The following is a 17186-nucleotide window of genomic DNA, read 5'->3' on the forward strand; positions in this document are numbered from 1 at the left end:
ATGAAGATCGCTTTCGTGGGGAAGGGCGGCAGCGGCAAGACCACGCTGTCCTCGCTCTTCATCCGACACATCGCCGCCACCGGCTCGCCCGTCGTCGCGGTCGACGCCGACATCAACCAGCACCTGGGTCCCGCCCTCGGTCTCGACGACGAAGAGGCCGCGGCGCTGCCCGCGATGGGCGCGCAGCTGCCGCTCATCAAGGACCATCTGCGCGGCAGCAACCCGCGGATCGCCTCCGCCGAGACAATGATCAAGACCACGCCCCCCGGCAGCGGTTCGCGACTGCTGCGGGTGCGCGAGGACAACCCGGTGTACGACGCGTGTGCGCGGACGCTGGAACTCGACGGCGCCGCCATCCGTTTGATGGTCACCGGCCCCTTCACCGAATCAGACCTCGGCGTCGCCTGCTACCACTCCAAGGTGGGCGCCGTGGAGTTGTGCCTCAACCACCTCGTGGACGGCCGCGACGAGTTCGTCGTGGTCGACATGACGGCGGGCTCCGACTCGTTCGCCTCCGGCATGTTCACCCGCTTCGACATGACGTTCCTGGTGGCCGAGCCGACCCGTAAGGGCGTGTCCGTCTACCGCCAGTACAAGGAGTACGCACGGGACTTCGGCGTCGCCCTCAGGGTCGTCGGGAACAAGGTGCAGGGGCAGGACGACATCGACTTCCTGCGCGCGGAGGTGGGCGACGACCTGCTCGTCACGGTCGGACACTCGGACTGGGTACGGGCGATGGAGAAGGGTCGGCCGCCCCGCTTCGAGCTGCTCGAGAACGCCAACCGGCACGCCCTGGCGACGATGTTCACCGCCGCCGACGCCACATACGGGCACCGCGACTGGGAGCGGTACACCCGGCAGATGGTGCACTTCCACCTGAAGAACGCGGCGAGTTGGGGGAACGCGAAGACCGGGGCCGACCTGGCGGACCAGGTCGACCCCGACTTCGTACTGCGTGAGAACCCCGAGACGGTCGGGGTCAGTGCTGCGGGTGCTCCTCAGCCGGCTTGACGGCGGGGGCGCCCGGAACGCCCTTGGGCGCCGGAGCGGGACGGCCGGAGAAGAAGGCCGGCCAGCCCTCCTTCGGCGCCTTGCCCACGGGCAGGTCGGCGAGCTTCGCCAGGACCTTCGGGTCCTGGGCGTCCAGCCAGTCGGAGAGCTGGCGGAAGGAGACGCAGCGGACCTCGCTCTTGGTGCAGACCCGCTCGATGGTCTCCTCGATGGCACGCATGTAGGTGCCGCCGTTCCAGGACTCGAAGTGGTTGCCGATGATCAGCGGGGCGCGGTTGCCCTTGTAGGCGCGGTCGAAGCCCTGGATCAGGCCGTCGCGCATCTGGTCGCCCCAGTACTCGTGCTTCGACGGGTCACCCTGTGAGCTGGTGCCGGACTGGTTGACCATGAAGTTGTAGTCCATGGTCAGCGTCTCGAACTTCCGCCCGGGGACCGGGACCAGCTGCATCGACAGGTCCCACAGGCCGGCCTTCTTCTTCGGCCAGACCTGGTTGTTGACGCCGCTGGTGTCGTAGCGGAAGCCGAGCTCGCGGGCCGCGCGGGTGAAGTTCTTCTGCCCCTCGAGGCAGGGCGTGCGGGCGCCGATGAGCTCCTTTTCGTAGTCGAAGGGCAGTGCCGCGGCCTTCTTGGCGCCGGTGTTCGTCTTCCAGCGCTTCACGAAGGACTTGGCCTGCTCGATCTCCGACTTCCACTCCTCGACCGACCACTCGCCGACCCCGCCGCCCTTGCCGCAGAAGTGGCCGTTGAAGTGCGTGCCGATCTCGTTGCCCTCCAGCCACGCGCCGCGCAGCTGGGTCACGGTGTTCTCGATGCCCTCGGTGTCGTTGAAGCCGATGTCGGAGCGGCCTGCCGAGTGCTGCGGCGGCTCGTAGAGGTCCTTCTTGTCCTCGGGGAGCATGTACACGCCGCTGAGGAAGTACGTCATGGTGGCGTTGTTCTTCTTCGCCACCTTGCGGAAGTGCGAGAACAGCTTCTGGCTGTCCTCGCCCGCGCCGTCCCAGGAGAACACCACGAACTGCGGCGGCTTCTGACCCGGCTTCAGCCGTTCTGCCGTGGGCAGATGCGGCTGGGTTCCGGTGTACGCGGTGGATCCGTCGCCGATGAGCCGGACCGCGCTCTTGGGGGCGGGCGCGGGCTGCGCCTTCTTCGGGCCGTGCGCGCCTTCCTTGACGCCGGTCGCAGCGCTTCCGCAACCGGCCAGTGCGACGGCGCAGGCCGCGACGGCGACGCCCGCGGCGAGCTTCTTGGTGGCGGCCATCATCCGCCCACCTCTTCCTTCGGGTCGTGATTCTTCGGCGTGGAGGGGGCCGGGCGCGCCTGAATTCGCCGGGAATTCCGACATGAAGGGATGAAACACCCAACCCAGAAATTTCGTCCTATAACCGACGGTGCCGTCAAAGTCGCATGCCCGCCCGAACCAGCCGGAACGACAAGCCGCACGAAAGGACTAATCACTCTCCGGAGTGAATACTTACCCCATTCGCCCGGAATATCCGACCCTTGCCTTTACTCTCCATTACGGTTTGTTTACCGAGAGTTGATTAATCCCGCCGCTGTACGCCGTGACCCACGGCCGCGTCCCCCTGCCCCGGTACCGCCCCGGGGAGTCCGAGCGACCGCGTAAGCCCCGGAGGAGACGGGAACCATGACTGCCTACGTCCACACCCGCACCGACGACTCTTCAGAACCGGCGGACGACCGGCGACCACACGGCCCGCCGCCCGCCCCCAGGCGCCGTTTCAAGATCGCCGGCGCCGATCTGTCCGCATCGATCGCCGTCTTCCTGATCGCGCTGCCGCTGTCCCTCGGCATCGCTCTCGCCACCGGGGCACCGCTCCAGGCCGGACTCGTCGCCGCAGCCGTCGGCGGACTCGTGGCCGGGCGTCTCGGCGGTGCACCCTTGCAGGTGAGCGGGCCCGCGGCCGGGCTCACCGTGGTCACCGCCGACCTGATCCAGCAGTTCGGCTGGCGCACCACCTGCGCCATCACCGTCATCGCCGGGCTCGCCCAACTCGGCCTGGGCTGCCTGCGGGTGGCCCGGTCCGCGCTCGCCGTCAGCCCGGCGATCGTGCACGGCATGCTGGCCGGTATCGGCGTCACCATCGCGGTGGCGCAGCTGCACATCGTGCTCGGCGGCAATCCGCACAGCTCGGTGTTGGGCAACGTGCGGGAGCTGCCGGCCCAGTTGGCTCATCTGCACCCGGCCGCGCTGGCGATGAGCGCGCTGACGATCACGCTCCTGCTGCTGTGGCCCCGGATGCCGGGCCGGGCCGGCCGCCTCGCCCGCAAGGTGCCCGCGCCGCTCGTCGCGGTAGCCGGTGCCACTGCCGTCGCCGCGCTGGCCGGGCTGAGCCTGCCCAAGGTCGATCTGCCGTCCTGGAAGAGCCACGCGCTGGCCGGGCTGCCCGAGGGGCCCGTGCTCGCTCTGGTCGCCGCTGTCCTGACGACCACGCTGGTGTGCAGCGTGCAGTCACTGCTCGGCGCCGTCGCCGTGGACAAGCTGACGGCCGGGCAGTCCGGGCTTTCCTCACCGCCGCAGCGCGCCGATCTCGACCGGGAACTGCTGGCTCAGGGCGCGGCCAACATCGCCTCCGGGGCGCTCGGCGGGCTGCCGGTCGCCGGGGTCGCTGTGCGCAGCACGGCCAATGTGCGAGCGGGTGCGGTCAGCCGGAACTCCACGATGCTGCACGGCGTTTGGGTAGTAGTGGCCGCCCTCGCCCTGGCGTCCGTCCTTGAACTGATCCCGCTCGCCGCACTCGCCGCACTCGTCATGGCCGTCGGCATCCAGATGGTCAGCCTCAACCACATCCGAACAGTGACCCGTCACCGCGAAGTGCTCGTCTACTCGGTGACCACGCTCGGCGTCATTCTGCTCGGCGTCCTGGAAGGGGTGGCCCTCGGTATCGCCGTCGCCGTGGGTGTCGCCCTGCAGCGCCTCGCTCGTACGCGGATCACGCACGAGGTGACGGACGGCGTGCACCACGTGCGGGTGCGGGGGCAGTTGACGTTCCTGGCCGTTCCGCGGCTGAGCAGAGCGCTGCACCTGGTGCCCCACGGGGCCGATGCCGTCGTCGAGTTGGACGGCTCCTTCATGGACCATGCCGCGTTCGAGACGCTCCAGGACTGGGAGGTCTCGCACACCACGCACGGCGGCTCGGTCGAGCGGACCGGGCGGAGCGGCGGCCGGATCGCCGAGCCCTTCTCCGCCGCGCACTCCTGCTGCCGCCCCTGGACGCCGTGGCGGAACCACACGTGCCAGGAGTCGACCCCGGTCGTGCGCGGTGGGCGGCGGCTCGCGGACGGCATCAGCTCGTTCCAGCGGAACACCGCGCCGCTGGTCCGCGGCGAGTTGGCGCGGTTGGCCCGGGAAGGGCAGCAGCCCTCGCAACTCTTCCTCACCTGCGCGGACTCCCGCTTGGTGACCTCGATGATCACGTCGAGCGGCCCCGGCGACCTCTTCGTCGTACGCAATGTGGGCAACCTCGTCCCACTGCCGGGGGCGGAGAGCGGGGACGATTCGGTGGCGGCGGCCATCGAGTACGCGGTGGACATCCTGCGCGTGGAGTCGATCACCGTGTGCGGGCATTCCGGGTGCGGGGCGATGCAGGCACTGCTCAACTCGCCGTCCGTGGGCGGGCAGACGCCGCTGGGGCGCTGGCTGCGGCACGGCAAGCCGAGTCTGGAGCGACTGGCGGAAGCCGGGCACACCTGGGCGCGGATCGCGGGGCGAGCCCCGGCCGACGCGGCGGAGCAGCTGTGCCTGACCAATGTGGTGCAGCAGTTGGAGCACCTGGGGCAGCACGAGGCGGTGCGGCGCGCGGTCGCGGAGGGGCGGGTCGCGCTGCACGGGATGTACTTCCACGTCGGTGAGGCGCAGGCGTATCTGCTTGCCGACAGCGAGCACCTCTTCGACCGGGTGGCACCCGGCAGTTCGGAGTCATCCGGCGGTTCGGAGTCCGACAGGTCGGCGGCCGGCGGTTCGGTGGCCGGCGGTTCGGTGGCCGGGGTGCCGATGGGTCTGGAGCGTTCTCCCGTGTGAGCGGGGGCAGTTGTCGCGTTGACGGCGGAGGCTGTTCTTCCGCCGTCCGCGTACCGGGTGCGGTCCCGTCCTGCCCGGGGCGCCCCCATACAGGCACCCACACAGGTCTAAACCAATTTCTCGTCTGCCCTTGTCATCGGCGGGGTCCGTCTGATGAGCTGTGGCCTGGGACACAACGGTCGCGCCCCGGCAAAGCACCGTAAGGGAGATGTCGTGAGCAACGAAAGCCTGGCCAACCTCTTGAAGGAGGAGCGCCGCTTCGCACCGCCGGAGGATCTGGCCGCGAACGCCAATGTCACGGCGGAGGCGTACGAACAGGCCAAGGCTGACCGGCTGGGCTTCTGGGCCGAGCAGGCCCGTCGGCTGAGCTGGGCGACCGAACCGACCGAGACGCTCGACTGGTCGAACCCGCCGTTCGCGAAGTGGTTCGCCGACGGCCGGCTCAACGTCGCGTACAACTGCGTCGACCGCCATGTCGAGGCCGGCAACGGCGACCGGGTCGCCATCCACTTCGAGGGCGAGCCCGGCGACAGCCGTGCGATCACCTACGCCGAGCTCAAGGACGAGGTCTCGCGGGCCGCAAACGCCCTGCTCGAGCTGGGAGTTCAGAAGGGCGACCGGGTCGCCGTCTACATGCCGATGATCCCGGAGACGGCCGTCGCCATGCTGGCCTGCGCCCGGATCGGCGCCGCGCACTCCGTGGTCTTCGGCGGCTTCTCCGCCGACGCGATCGCGAAGCGCATCGAGGACGCCGACGCCAAGGTCGTCATCACCTCCGACGGTGGCTACCGCCGCGGTAAGCCCGCCGCCCTCAAGCCCGCCGTGGACGACGCCATCGCGCGCGTGGACAACGTCGAGCACGTCCTCGTGGTGCGGCGTACGGGCCAGGACGTCGCGTGGACCGAGGGCCGCGATGTCTGGTGGCACGACGCGGTCGCGCGGCAGAGCGCCGAGCACACCCCTGAGGCCTTCGAAGCGGAGCAGCCGCTGTTCATCCTCTACACCTCGGGTACGACAGGTAAGCCGAAGGGCATCCTGCACACCTCGGGCGGCTACCTCACCCAGGCCGCGTACACCCACCACGCGGTCTTCGACCTGAAGCCCGAGTCGGACGTCTACTGGTGCACGGCCGACGTCGGCTGGGTCACCGGCCACTCGTACATCGTCTACGGGCCGCTGGCGAACGGCGCGACGCAGGTCATGTACGAGGGCACCCCGGACACCCCGCACCAGGGCAGGTTCTGGGAGATCGTGCAGAAGTACGGCGTCACGATCCTCTACACGGCGCCGACGGCGATCCGTACGTTCATGAAGTGGGGCGACGACATCCCCGCGAAGTTCGACCTGAGCAGCCTTCGGGTCCTGGGGTCGGTCGGTGAGCCGATCAACCCCGAGGCGTGGATGTGGTATCGGAAGAACATCGGCGCCGACAACTGCCCCATCGTGGACACCTGGTGGCAGACCGAGACCGGCGCCATGATGATCTCGCCGCTGCCCGGCGTGACCGAGACCAAGCCCGGATCCGCGCAGCGCGCGCTGCCCGGAATCTCGGCGACCGTCGTCGACGACGAGGCGCGCGAGGTGCCGGACGGCGGCGGTGGCTATCTCGTCCTGACCGAGCCGTGGCCGTCGATGCTCCGCACCATCTGGGGCGACGACCAGCGCTTCCTCGACACGTACTGGTCGCGTTTCGACGGCAAGTACTTCGCCGGTGACGGGGCGAAGAAGGACGACGACGGCGACATCTGGCTGCTCGGCCGGGTGGACGACGTGATGCTGGTGTCCGGCCACAACATCTCGACCACCGAGGTGGAGTCGGCGCTCGTCTCGCACCCCTCGGTCGCGGAGGCCGCCGTGGTGGGCGCCGCCGACGAGACCACCGGCCAGGCCATCGTGGCCTTCGTGATCCTGCGCGGCGACGCCGCCAAGGCCGCGGACGACACGGCCCTGGTGGGCGAGCTGCGCAACCACGTGGGCGCGACCCTCGGCCCGATCGCCAAGCCCAAGCGGATCCTGCCGGTCGCGGAGCTGCCCAAGACCCGCTCCGGCAAGATCATGCGGCGCCTCCTCCGGGACGTCGCGGAGAACCGGGAGCTCGGTGACGTGACCACGCTGACCGACTCGTCCGTGATGGACCTGATCCAGACGAAACTCCCCTCGGCGGGCTCCGAGGACTGACGCAGCACCCGCGCACGTACCCCAGAGGGCACCCGGCAACGCGCCGGGTGCCCTCTTTGTACGTAGGGTGATGATCACCCGATGCACCTGTAGGACCGCCCGGTAGAGTGGTGGCCGCGTCAAGAACGCGACAACCGAAAACGACACAAATGGTGCGCCGGGAAGTCTGGTCGGCAATCGCTTCAGCGACCCCAGTTGCCGAACGAGACCGGGAGGTCTTCTCCGTGCCCGCGCCCGCACCGCAGAACAGCAAGAGCAGTAACAGCAGAGACAGAGGCAGGGACAGGGACAGCAGCAAGGTTTTCGGTCGGCTCTCGCTCCCCGAGCGGACCTTCGTGGCCGAAGCCCTGCGCACCGAGACCGTCGGCGGAGTGCTCCTCCTGATCGCCGCGGTCGCCGCCCTGATCTGGGCGAACACCCCCCTCAGCGACAGCTACGCGACGGTCCGCGAGTTCCACATAGGCCCCGGGGCGCTCGGCCTCGACCTGAGCCTCCAGCACTGGGCGGCCGACGGACTACTGGCGATCTTCTTCTTCGTCGCGGGCATCGAGCTCAAGCGCGAACTGGTCGCCGGAGACCTCCGCGACCCCAAGGCCGCGATCCTGCCGGTGGTCGCCGCGATCTGCGGCATGGCCGTCCCGGCTCTCGTCTACGTCCTCACCAATGTCGTCGGCAGCGGATCGACGGACGGCTGGGCCGTACCGACCGCCACCGACATCGCGTTCGCGCTCGCCGTGCTCGCGGTGCTCGGCACCTCGCTGCCGTCGGCGATGCGGGCGTTCCTGCTCACCCTCGCCGTCGTCGACGACCTGTTCGCCATCCTGATCATCGCGGTGTTCTTCACCAGCGAGCTGAACTTCGCCGCCCTGGGCGGCGCGTTCATCGGCCTCGCGGTCTTCTGGCTGCTGCTCCGCAAGGGCGTACGCGGCTGGTACATCTACGTGCCGCTCGCCGTGGTCATCTGGGGGCTGATGTACAACAGCGGCGTCCACTCCACCATCGCCGGTGTCGCCATGGGCCTGATGCTGCGCTGCTCCAGGCGGGACGGCGAGGAGCACTCCCCCGGCGAGCACATCGAGCACCTGGTGCGGCCGCTCTCGGCCGGGCTCGCGGTGCCGCTGTTCGCGCTGTTCTCCGCCGGGGTGGCGGTCTCCGGCGGCGCGCTGTCGGACGTGTTCACCCAGCCCGAGACGCTCGGCGTCGTACTCGGCCTGGTCGTCGGCAAGGCCGTCGGCATCTTCGGCGGCACCTGGCTCGCCGCCCGCTTCACCCGTGCCTCGCTCAGCGACGAGCTGGCCTGGCCCGATGTCTTCGCGATCGCCTCGCTCGCCGGTATCGGCTTCACCGTCTCCCTGCTCATCGGCGAACTCGCCTTCCAGGGCGACCAGGCCATGACGGACGAGATCAAGGCGGCCGTGCTCATGGGCTCCCTGATCGCGGCCGTACTCGCGGGCTTCCTGCTCAAGCTGCGGAACGCCAAGTACCGCCGGATGTGGGAGGAAGAGGAGCGCGACGAGGACCTCGACGGCATTCCGGACATCTACGAGCAGGACAACCCGGAGTACCACCTCCGGATGGCCGAGATCTACGAGAAGAAGGCCGCCGAACACCGTCGTCTCTCCGAACTGCCCACCGGGGGAAGCGGCCGCGACGACAGTCCGGCATGATCTGACAGAAGGCCGCCGCGCGCGCAGAGCGCCACCGGCACGCGGCGCCACCGTCCGGAACAGAGCCAGAAGAGCAGAGGGAGACCACGATGAGCGCAGCCGATGGCGCCGACCGCAGCCTCGGGCAGCTGGTCGCCTCGGCGACCGCCGAGATGTCCGCGCTGGTGCACGACGAAATCGCGCTGGCCAAGGCGCAGTTGCGGCAGGACGTCAAGCGCGCCGGGATCGGCAGCGGCGCGTTCCTCGCGGCCGGGGCCGTACTGATCTTCTCGCTGCCGATGCTGAGCTTCGCCCTCGCGTACGGCATCCAGTCCTGGAGCGGCTGGCACCTGTCGGTCTGCTTCCTGCTCTCCTTCGCGGCCAATGTCCTCGTCGCGGTGCTGCTCGCGCTGATCGGCGTCGCGTTCGCCAAGAAGGCCAAGAAGGGCAAGGGGCCGCAGAAGACGGTCGCTTCGGCCAAGGAGACGGCCGCCGTGCTGCAGAACGTCAAGCCGCATCCGCGTCCGGTCACCGCTTCGACCACGGGCCTGAGCATCGAGAAGCCGGCCGACACCGCGGCTGTGGCACGCTCGTCCTCATGACGGAACCCGCCACACCTCCCACCGCCTCCGGTCCGCCCCCTTCGGTCGTACGGATCGGCATCCCCGGCGACCGGGAAGTGCTCCACCGGGACGTGGCCGCCAACGGCGCGCGTTTCCACATCGCGGAGGTCGGCGAAGGGCCGCTCGTGCTGCTGCTGCACGGCTTCCCGCAGTTCTGGTGGACCTGGCGGCACCAGCTCACGGCGCTCGCCGACGCGGGCTTCCGCGCGGTCGCCATGGACCTGCGCGGGGTCGGCGGCAGCGACCGCACCCCGCGCGGGTACGACCCGGCGAACCTCGCGCTCGACATCACCGGTGTGGTGCGCTCCCTCGGTGAGCCGGACGCCGCGCTCGTCGGCCACGACCTCGGCGGCTATCTGGCGTGGACGGCGGCCGTGATGCGGCCCAAGCTGGTGCGCCGCCTTGCCGTCTCGTCGATGCCGCACCCGCGCCGCTGGCGCTCGGCGATGCTCGCCGACTTCAAGCAGACCGCGGCGGGTTCGTACGTGTGGGGCTTCCAGCGGCCGTGGCTGCCGGAGCGTCAACTCGTCGCGGACGACGGGGCCTTGGTCGGCGAGCTCATCCGGGACTGGTCGGGGCCGCGGCTCCCGGAGGACGAGGCGGTGGAGACGTACCGCCGGGCGATGTGCATTCCGTCGACGGCACACTGCTCGATCGAGCCGTACCGGTGGATGGTGCGGTCCCTCGCACGGCCCGACGGCATCCAGTTCAACCGGCGCATGAAGCGTCCGGTGCGGGTGCCGACGCTGCATCTGCACGGCTCCCTCGACCCGGTGATGCGGACGCGGAGCGCTGCGGGCTCGGGGGAGTACGTGGAAGCGCCGTACCGCTGGCGGCTGTTCGACGGGCTCGGGCACTTTCCGCACGAGGAGGACCCGGTCGCGTTCTCCACGGAGCTGGTGAACTGGCTGAAGGACCCGGAACCGGACCGATAGCCGCCCCCTGGGGCCGGACCGGTAGCCGCCGCCTGGGGCCGGTCGTGGCACTGCCACGATCCGGAAGCGAACTGCCGTTCCTCGAACGGCCACTTGCCTGGCGCATAGGCCGATTGAGGGCCGTGCGGGCGGTTACCGACCATGAGCCACGGGCACACGTCCGGGTATGGGCTGGACGCACGACTACAGTGACGCAGCACGAAATCGCCGCTCGGCCGCAGCGCTGAGCACGCATCAGAGGGGCGGCTCGTCGGGCCCGCCCGAGCACCCCGCGCAAGCGGGCGTGGGAATTCCGCGCATCCTGCGGCGCAGAGCCCGCTGGGTCTCCGCCCGGCTGCGGCACACCCGCGACTGAACCGGGCCCGGCCCGCCGGGGCACACCCGGCGGGCCCATCCAGAGCCCGTGAACCACCGGAGCCGAGCCTTACGGTTCTACGGCGTCGCGCTCTGCGGCTTCCGGCTTGGTGCTTGCGCCTTACCGGTTACCGCTCACGCCTTACCGGTTACCGTTCACGGCGTCTTCGGGCGGCCCCGGGTCACAGGGCGCAGCCTTCCGTGTCGACCTGCTGGTTCGCCGTGCGGCCGAGCCGGATGTCGTTGCGGACCTCGTCGACCGTCAGCGCGTACCCGGTCTCCGGGTCGTCGAGGGACTTGGCGAAGACCACTCCGTACACCTTGCCGTCCGGGGTGAGCAGCGGACCGCCGGAGTTGCCCTGACGCACCGTCGCGAACAGCGAGTACACATCGCGGCGCACCGTGCCGCGGTGGTAGATGTCCGGGCCGTTGGCGTTGATACGGCCGCGGACCCGGGCCGAGCGGACGTCGTACCCGCCGTTCTCCGGGAAGCCCGCGACGATCGCGCTGTCGCCGCTCGCCGCGTCCTGCTCGGTGAACTCCAGCGGATCCGCCCGCAGGTTCGGCACGTCCAGTACGGCGATGTCGCGCTCCCAGTCGTAGAGCACGACCTTCGCGTCATACCGCCGGCCTTCGCCGCCGATCTGGACGGTGGGCTCGTCGACACCGCCGACCACGTGCGCGTTGGTCATCACGCGGCGCTCGTCGAAGACGAAACCGGTGCCTTCCAGGACCTTGTTGCAACTGGTCGCCGTGCCCATCACCTTGACGATGGAGTCCTTGGCGCGGTCCGCGACCGGGCTGTTGCGCAGCTTCGGGTCGGGCGCCTGGACCTCGGTGATCGGCTCGTTGGAGAACGGGCTGAAGACCTGCGGGAAGCCGTTCTGCGCGAGGACCGAGGAGAAGTCCGCGAACCAGGTGCTGGCCTGGCTGGGCAGCGCCGTGGAGACGCCCTGCAGCACCTTGGAGTTACGCACTTCCTTGCCGAGCGTCGGCAGGGTCGTGCCGGCCAGGGCGGAGCCGATCAGCCAGGCGACGAGGAGCATCGCCAGGACGTTGACCAGGGCGCCGCCGGTGGCGTCCAGGGCGCGGGCCGGGGACCAGGTGATGTATCTGCGGAGCTTGTTGCCCAGGTGTGTGGTGAAGGCCTGGCCGATGGAGGCGCAGACGATGACCACGACGACGGCGACCACGGCGGCCGTGGTGCTCACTTCCTGGTCGTCGGTGAGGGCACCCCAGAGCACCGGCAGCAGGTACACCGCGACGAGACCGCCACCGATGAAGCCGATCACCGAGAGGATGCCGACGACGAAGCCCTGGCGGTATCCGACGATGGCGAACCACACGGCGGCGACGAGCAGCAGTATGTCGAGCACGTTCACCGATTCAGACCTCGCCTCGCATCAATTCGACCTCGTCCCGCGCCGCGGACCGGCTCCGCCCCCATGGACGAGGGCCAAGCCTGTCATGCGTGCCAGTCGAGGGGGACCTCCTTCGAGCGGTCCCAGGGTCTCTCCCAGCCGGCGAAGTGCATGATGCGGTCGATGAGTCCGGCCGTAAAACCCCAGACCAGCGCGGATCCCACGAGGAACGCCGCACCCTTGTGACCGCGCGGGTGCACGGACGTGACGCGGTTCGCCGGGTCCGTGAGATGTGCCACGGGAACCGTGAAGACCCGGGCGGTCTCCGCCGGATCGACCACCCCGACCGGGCTCGGCTCCCGCCACCAGGCGAGCACCGGCGTGACGACGAAGCCGCTCACCGGGATGTACAGCTTCGGCAGCACGCCGAAGATCTGCACGCCCGCCGGGTCGAGGCCGGTCTCCTCCTCCGCCTCGCGCAGGGCGGCGCGCAGCGGGCCCGTGGTGTGCGGGTCGCCGTCCTCCGGGTCGAGGGAGCCGCCGGGGAAGGAGGGCTGGCCCGCGTGCGAGCGAAGCGCGCTGGAGCGCTCCATCAGGAGCAGCTCGGGCCCGGTCTCCGGGGTGCCCTCGCCGAACAGGATGAGCACGGCGGACTGCCGCCCCTCACCGCTCTCCGGCGGCAGGAAGCGGCTCAACTCCTGTGGCCGTACCGAGGCGGCCGCGCGGGCCACCGGCATCAGCCAGTCGGGCAGGCCCTCGTCGGTCACCGCCACCGCGTCGCCGTACGTATCGCTTGTATGCCGCCCATGGGTCATGGGCACCCCCGTCCATCCATGCCTGCACAACGTCGAGGGGCGTCCCCTGCGTTCCGCCCCTGGGCTTCTTCGGTTCCGGATCTGCTGCCGGCGTATCCGCGTCTGCTGCCGGCGTATCCGGGTTTGGTGTGCGCGTGCCAGGGCCTGGTCCCGGCGCTCCGGTGCGCCGCCGCTCGGGGGCGGGTCATCCGGCCGCGGACTGGGCGGCGGGGCGGCCCGGGTAGTCCGGCGGGGGCTTCAGGCGCTGGCCCGGCAGGCCGCCCTTCTCGTACTTGAGGAGCTTCTCCGCCTTCTCCGGGTCCGTCTCGCCCTCGCCGTACGACGGACAGAGGTGGGCGATGGGGCAGGCTCCGCAGGCCGGTCTGCGGGCGTGGCAGATGCGGCGGCCGTGGAAGATGATCCGGTGCGACAGCATCGTCCAGTCACTCTTCGGGAAGATGTCGCAGACCAGCGCCTCGATCTTCTCCGGGTCGTCGGAGTCGGTCCACTTCCAGCGGCGCACGAGGCGGCCGAAGTGGGTGTCGACCGTGATGCCGGGGACACCGAAGGCATTGCCCAGGACTACGTTCGCCGTCTTGCGGCCGACTCCCGGGAGCTTCACCAAGTCCTCCAGGCGGCCGGGCACCTCACCCCCGTGCCGGTCCCGCAGCGCGGCCGCGAGCCCCATGATCGATTTGGTCTTCGCGCGGAAGAACCCGGTCGGCCTGATCAGCTCCTCGACCTCCTCCGGGTTGGCCGCGGCCAGGTCCTCGGGGGTCGGGTACGCGGCGAAGAGGCGCGGCGTCGTCTGGTTCACCCTCAGGTCGGTGGTCTGGGCGGAGAGCACCGTGGCGACGAGCAACTGGAAGGGGTTCTCGAAGTCCAACTCCGGGTGTGCGTACGGATAGACCTCGGCGAGCTCGCGGTTGATGCGGCGGGCGCGACGGACGAGCGAGAGACGGGACTCCGGCTGAGAGATCCGCACCGCGGGCGCCTTGGCGGCGGGCTTCTTGGAGGCGGGCTTCTTGGCGGTGGCGGAGGTCTTCGGCGTCTGCTTCGGCGTCTGCTTCGGCGTCTGCTTCGGCTTCTGCTTCTGGTTCGGCTTGGCAGTTTCGGCGGGTTCGGCCTTGGCCTTGGTGGCGCGCGACGAGCTGCCTGTCGACTTGGGCTTGATTGTCGACTTGGCCTGAGGCTTCGCAGCGGATTTCTTCGCGCCTGCCGTCTCCGTACGAGTCGGCTCAGCGGCTGTCACCGAGTTGGCCGACGGAGCCGAATTTCTTGCCGCCGTCTTCGCTGCCGCGGTCTTCTTCGCTACCGTCTTCTTCGTTGCCGTCTGGTTCCGCTTAGCGGGCGCTTGCGCCACCGACTCCACACCCTCCCCGGTTGTCCGTTTTGCGGCTTTCTCTGCGGTAGCTGACGACTGTTCGCCCACAGCAGAATCACCGTGCTCCACCACCGCCCCAGCCCCCTCGGCCTGCGCTCTCACCGGCTTGTTGGACACTCGGCCAGAGTAAAGCCAGCCACCGACATCCGCCCCTGACCCTGGTGAACAGCCCCCGATTGGGCCCCCTGTCGCACAGGACGCCACGCCGGTACGGCAAACTTGTGACTGATCACACTGTTTGGACCGTCCGGCATCATGGGGACCACGGTCCCCTGAGCAGGTCGACATAGGAGAGAACTCGTGGACGACGTTCTGCGGCGCGCCCCGCTCTTTGCGGCGCTCGATGACGAGCAGGCTGCGGAGCTGCGCGCCTCCATGAGCGAGGTGACCCTCGCACGCAGCGAAGCGCTGTTCCACGAGGGCGACCCCGGTGACCGCCTGTACGTGGTCACCGAGGGCAAGGTGAAGCTGCACCGCACCTCCCCCGATGGACGCGAGAACATGCTCGCCGTCCTCGGCCCCGGAGAGCTGATCGGCGAGCTGTCGCTGTTCGACCCGGGCCCGCGCACCGCCACCGCATCCGCCCTCACCGAGGTCAAGCTCCTCGGCCTCGGCCACGGCGACCTCCAGCCCTGGCTGAACGCCCGCCCCGAGGTGGCCACCGCGCTGCTGCGCGCCGTCGCCCGGCGCCTGCGCAAGACCAACGACCAGATGTCCGACCTGGTCTTCTCCGACGTGCCGGGCCGTGTCGCCCGCGCGCTCCTCGACCTGTCGCGTCGCTTCGGCGTGCAGTCCGAGGAGGGCATCCACGTCGTGCACGACCTCACGCAGGAGGAGCTGGCCCAGCTGGTCGGCGCTTCCCGCGAGACGGTCAACAAGGCCCTCGCGGACTTCGCGGGCCGCGGGTGGCTCCGCCTGGAGGCTCGCGCCGTGATTCTGCTCGACGTGGAGCGTCTGGCGAAGCGGTCGCGCTAGTCGCGGTTCTTTTTGTACGTACGAGGGGTCCCGCCGGTCGTTCGGCGGGACCCCTCGCACGTATGCCGTCCCGGCCGTCGTTCCTCTGACGGCGCGTCGTGGCCGGGCTTTCGCGCAGTTCCCCGCGCCCCTGAACAGGCGCCCCCCTGCGGAGCGCCACGCGGCCTCAGATCAAGCCGTGCTCCCGCAAGTACTCCAGCTGTGCCCGTACCGACAGTTCCGCCGCGGGCCACAGGGAGCGGTCCACGTCCGCGTAGACGCGGGCCACCACTTCGGTCGGCGTGCGGTAGCCGTTCTCCACGGCCGTCTCGACCTGGGCGAGGCGGTTGGCGCGGTGGGCGAGGTAGAAGTCGACGGCGCCCTGGGCGTCGTCCAGGACCGGACCGTGGCCCGGCAGCACCGTGTGCACGCCGTCGTCCACCGTCAGGGAGCGCAACCGCCGCAGTGAGTCGAGGTAGTCGCCGAGGCGACCGTCGGGGTGGGCGACGACCGTGGTGCCGCGCCCCAGGATCGTGTCGCCGGTCAACACGGCCCGGTCGGCGGGCAGATGGAAGCTGAGCGAGTCCTCGGTGTGCCCGGGGGTCGGTACGACGCGGAGTTCGAGTCCGCCCACGGTGATCACGTCGCCCGCCCCGAGCCCCTCGTCGCCCAGGCGCAGCGCCGGGTCGAGGGCCCTGACCTTCGTACGGGTCAGTTCGGCGAAGCGGGCCGCGCCCTCCGCGTGGTCGGGGTGACCGTGCGTCAGAAGCGTCAGACCGACCCGTCGGCCCGCCCGCTCGGCGGTCTCGATCACGTGCCGGAGGTGGCCGTCGTCCAGCGGGCCGGGGTCGATGACCACGGCGAGGTCGGAGTCGGGCTCGGCGACGATCCAGGTGTTGGTGCCGTCGAGCGTCATCGCCGAGGCGTTGGGGGCGAGCACGTTGACGGCACGGGCCGTGGCGGGGCCGGAGAGCACCCCGCCACGCGGCTGTCCGGGCAGGGCGGCGGCTTCGGTCATGCGGAGGTTCCCTGGGCGTTCGGGCCGCTCGGCGCGGCCGGGAGGTGCTTGGTGAACTCTTCGTGGCCGGGCCAGGCGAGCACCAACTCACCGTTCTCCAGGCGGGCCTGGGCCAGTACGGGGGTCAGGTCGCGGCCGGCCGCGGCGGCGAGCGCGTCGGCTGCCGTCGGGTACGGGCCGAGCTGGCGCAGCGTCGCGACGGTCGGCGGCATCATCAGCAGCTCACCGCGGTCGTACCCGGCGGCCGCGTCGGCGGGTCTGATCCACACCGTACGGTCGGCCTCCGTCGAGGCGTTGCGGGTGCGCTGACCCTCCGGGAGCGCGGCGACGAAGAACCAGGTGTCGTACCGCCTGGGTTCGAACTCGGGGGTGATCCACCGCGTCCACGCCCCGAGCAGGTCGCCGCGCAGCACCAGGCCGCGCCGGTCGAGGAACTCCGCGAAGGAGAGCTCGCGCGCGACGAGGGCCGCGCGGTCGGCCTCCCAGTCGGCTCCCGTGGTGTCGGTGACCACCGAGTCGGCCGTCGGCCCGGCGAGCAGGACGCCCGCCTCCTCGTACGTCTCGCGCACCGCGGCGCACACGACGGCCTGCGCCTCGGCCGCGGTGACGCCCAGGCGCTCCGCCCACTCCTCGCGGCTCGGTCCGGCCCAGGCGACGAGCCGTTCGTCGTCGCGCGGGTCGACACCGCCGCCCGGATACGCGTACGCGCCCCCGGCGAAGGCCATGGAGGCGCGTCTGCGCAGCATGTGGACGGCGGGGCCGTCGGCGGTGTCCTTGAGGAGCATGACCGTGGCCGCCCGGCGCGGTGTCACCGGCGTCAGGGTGCCGTCCGCGAGAGCACGAATGCGGTCCGGCCACTCGGGGGGATACCACTGCCCATTCGACATGG

At 70.2% G+C, this 17186-nt stretch carries 13 protein-coding genes and 2 pseudogenes; 8 read left to right on the top strand and 7 right to left on the bottom strand.

Annotated elements, in window-relative coordinates; genetic code table 11:
• Nucleotides 1–1011 (top strand): ATP-binding protein, encoded by a 1011-nt coding sequence (locus GUY60_RS00135; protein ID WP_161692741.1) that lies wholly within the window; start codon nt 1–3, stop codon nt 1009–1011.
• Here GUY60_RS00135 and GUY60_RS00140 read toward each other — a convergent pair.
• Nucleotides 980–2269, bottom strand: coding sequence for a polysaccharide deacetylase family protein (locus GUY60_RS00140; protein WP_161692790.1), 1290 nt, complete (start codon nt 2267–2269; stop codon nt 980–982). The two genes, GUY60_RS00135 and GUY60_RS00140, sit on opposite strands and share 32 nt — an antisense overlap.
• A 387-nt stretch (nt 2270–2656) precedes the next feature.
• Between GUY60_RS00140 and GUY60_RS00145 the strand changes: the two genes are divergently transcribed.
• From GUY60_RS00145 to GUY60_RS38650, 6 genes are all read left to right on the top strand, one after another.
• Nucleotides 2657–5050 (top strand): SulP family inorganic anion transporter, encoded by a 2394-nt coding sequence (locus GUY60_RS00145; RefSeq protein WP_161692742.1) that lies wholly within the window; start codon nt 2657–2659, stop codon nt 5048–5050.
• Nucleotides 5051–5203: 153 nt separating this feature from the next.
• Nucleotides 5204–7228 (top strand): acetate--CoA ligase, encoded by a 2025-nt coding sequence (acs, locus tag GUY60_RS00150; protein ID WP_161692743.1) that lies wholly within the window; start codon nt 5204–5206, stop codon nt 7226–7228.
• 176 nt (nt 7229–7404) lie between these two features.
• Nucleotides 7405–8895, top strand: coding sequence for a Na+/H+ antiporter NhaA (gene nhaA / locus GUY60_RS00155; protein WP_376771135.1), 1491 nt, complete (start codon nt 7405–7407; stop codon nt 8893–8895).
• Between the two features lie 89 nt (nt 8896–8984).
• A complete protein-coding gene (locus GUY60_RS00160) occupies nt 8985–9476 on the top strand; it encodes a phage holin family protein (protein ID WP_161692745.1) in 492 nt (163 codons plus the stop codon).
• Nucleotides 9473–10432, top strand: coding sequence for an alpha/beta fold hydrolase (locus GUY60_RS00165; RefSeq protein ID WP_161692746.1), 960 nt, complete (start codon nt 9473–9475; stop codon nt 10430–10432). Before GUY60_RS00160 ends, GUY60_RS00165 begins: the two co-directional genes overlap by 4 nt.
• 166 nt (nt 10433–10598) lie before the next feature.
• On the top strand, nt 10599–10787 hold the full coding sequence (locus GUY60_RS38650; RefSeq protein ID WP_246234079.1) for a hypothetical protein: 189 nt from the start codon (nt 10599–10601) through the stop codon (nt 10785–10787).
• Between the two features lie 181 nt (nt 10788–10968).
• On the opposite strand, the gene GUY60_RS00170 is transcribed toward GUY60_RS38650, so the two are convergent.
• The 3 genes from GUY60_RS00170 to nth all read right to left on the bottom strand — a co-directional run bounded on the left by GUY60_RS00170 (nt 10969) and on the right by nth (nt 14115).
• Nucleotides 10969–12168: a MarP family serine protease gene (locus tag GUY60_RS00170; RefSeq protein WP_161692747.1), complete on the bottom strand. Its 1200-nt coding sequence runs from the start codon at nt 12166–12168 to the stop codon at nt 10969–10971.
• Between the two features lie 83 nt (nt 12169–12251).
• Nucleotides 12252–12962: an NUDIX hydrolase gene (locus GUY60_RS00175; RefSeq protein ID WP_161692748.1), complete on the bottom strand. Its 711-nt coding sequence runs from the start codon at nt 12960–12962 to the stop codon at nt 12252–12254.
• Nucleotides 12963–13146: 184 nt separating this feature from the next.
• Complete coding sequence (gene nth, locus GUY60_RS00180) at nt 13147–14115, bottom strand: endonuclease III (RefSeq protein WP_376771136.1); 969 nt, start codon at nt 14113–14115, stop codon at nt 13147–13149.
• A 510-nt stretch (nt 14116–14625) separates the two neighbouring features.
• Here nth and GUY60_RS00185 point away from each other — a divergent pair.
• Nucleotides 14626–15300 carry a Crp/Fnr family transcriptional regulator gene (locus GUY60_RS00185; RefSeq protein ID WP_161692749.1) on the top strand — a complete coding sequence of 225 codons (675 nt, stop codon included), beginning with the start codon at nt 14626–14628 and terminating at the stop codon, nt 15298–15300.
• A 184-nt stretch (nt 15301–15484) separates the two neighbouring features.
• Here GUY60_RS00185 and GUY60_RS39860 read toward each other — a convergent pair.
• From GUY60_RS39860 to GUY60_RS00195, 3 genes and pseudogenes are all read right to left on the bottom strand, one after another.
• A pseudogene (locus GUY60_RS39860) lies at nt 15485–15580 on the bottom strand (MBL fold metallo-hydrolase); the annotation flags it as partial.
• A gap of 117 nt (nt 15581–15697) precedes the next feature.
• A pseudogene (locus tag GUY60_RS00190) lies at nt 15698–16297 on the bottom strand (MBL fold metallo-hydrolase); the annotation flags it as partial.
• Nucleotides 16294–17184 carry an NUDIX hydrolase gene (locus GUY60_RS00195; RefSeq protein ID WP_161692751.1) on the bottom strand — a complete coding sequence of 297 codons (891 nt, stop codon included), beginning with the start codon at nt 17182–17184 and terminating at the stop codon, nt 16294–16296. The pseudogene GUY60_RS00190 and the gene GUY60_RS00195, both read right to left, overlap by 4 nt.
• Between the last annotated feature and the right edge of the window lie 2 nt (nt 17185–17186).

This window comes from Streptomyces boluensis (genome assembly GCF_009908195.1).
GTDB lineage: Bacteria > Actinomycetota > Actinomycetes > Streptomycetales > Streptomycetaceae > Streptomyces > Streptomyces boluensis.

Bases quoted from the DNA above. Each gene is read 5' to 3' on its own strand.
- GUY60_RS00135 (WP_161692741.1), top strand. From the start codon at position 1: ATGAAGATCGCTTTCGTGGGGAAGGGCGGCAGCGGCAAGACCACGCTG.
- GUY60_RS00140 (WP_161692790.1), bottom strand. From the start codon at position 2,269: ATGGCCGCCACCAAGAAGCTCGCCGCGGGCGTCGCCGTCGCGGCCTGC.
- GUY60_RS00145 (WP_161692742.1), top strand. From the start codon at position 2,657: ATGACTGCCTACGTCCACACCCGCACCGACGACTCTTCAGAACCGGCG.
- acs (WP_161692743.1), top strand. From the start codon at position 5,204: ATGAGCTGTGGCCTGGGACACAACGGTCGCGCCCCGGCAAAGCACCGT.
- GUY60_RS00160 (WP_161692745.1), top strand. From the start codon at position 8,985: ATGAGCGCAGCCGATGGCGCCGACCGCAGCCTCGGGCAGCTGGTCGCC.
- GUY60_RS00165 (WP_161692746.1), top strand. From the start codon at position 9,473: ATGACGGAACCCGCCACACCTCCCACCGCCTCCGGTCCGCCCCCTTCG.
- GUY60_RS38650 (WP_246234079.1), top strand. From the start codon at position 10,599: ATGGGCTGGACGCACGACTACAGTGACGCAGCACGAAATCGCCGCTCG.
- GUY60_RS00175 (WP_161692748.1), bottom strand. From the start codon at position 12,962: ATGACCCATGGGCGGCATACAAGCGATACGTACGGCGACGCGGTGGCG.
- GUY60_RS00195 (WP_161692751.1), bottom strand. From the start codon at position 17,184: ATGTCGAATGGGCAGTGGTATCCCCCCGAGTGGCCGGACCGCATTCGT.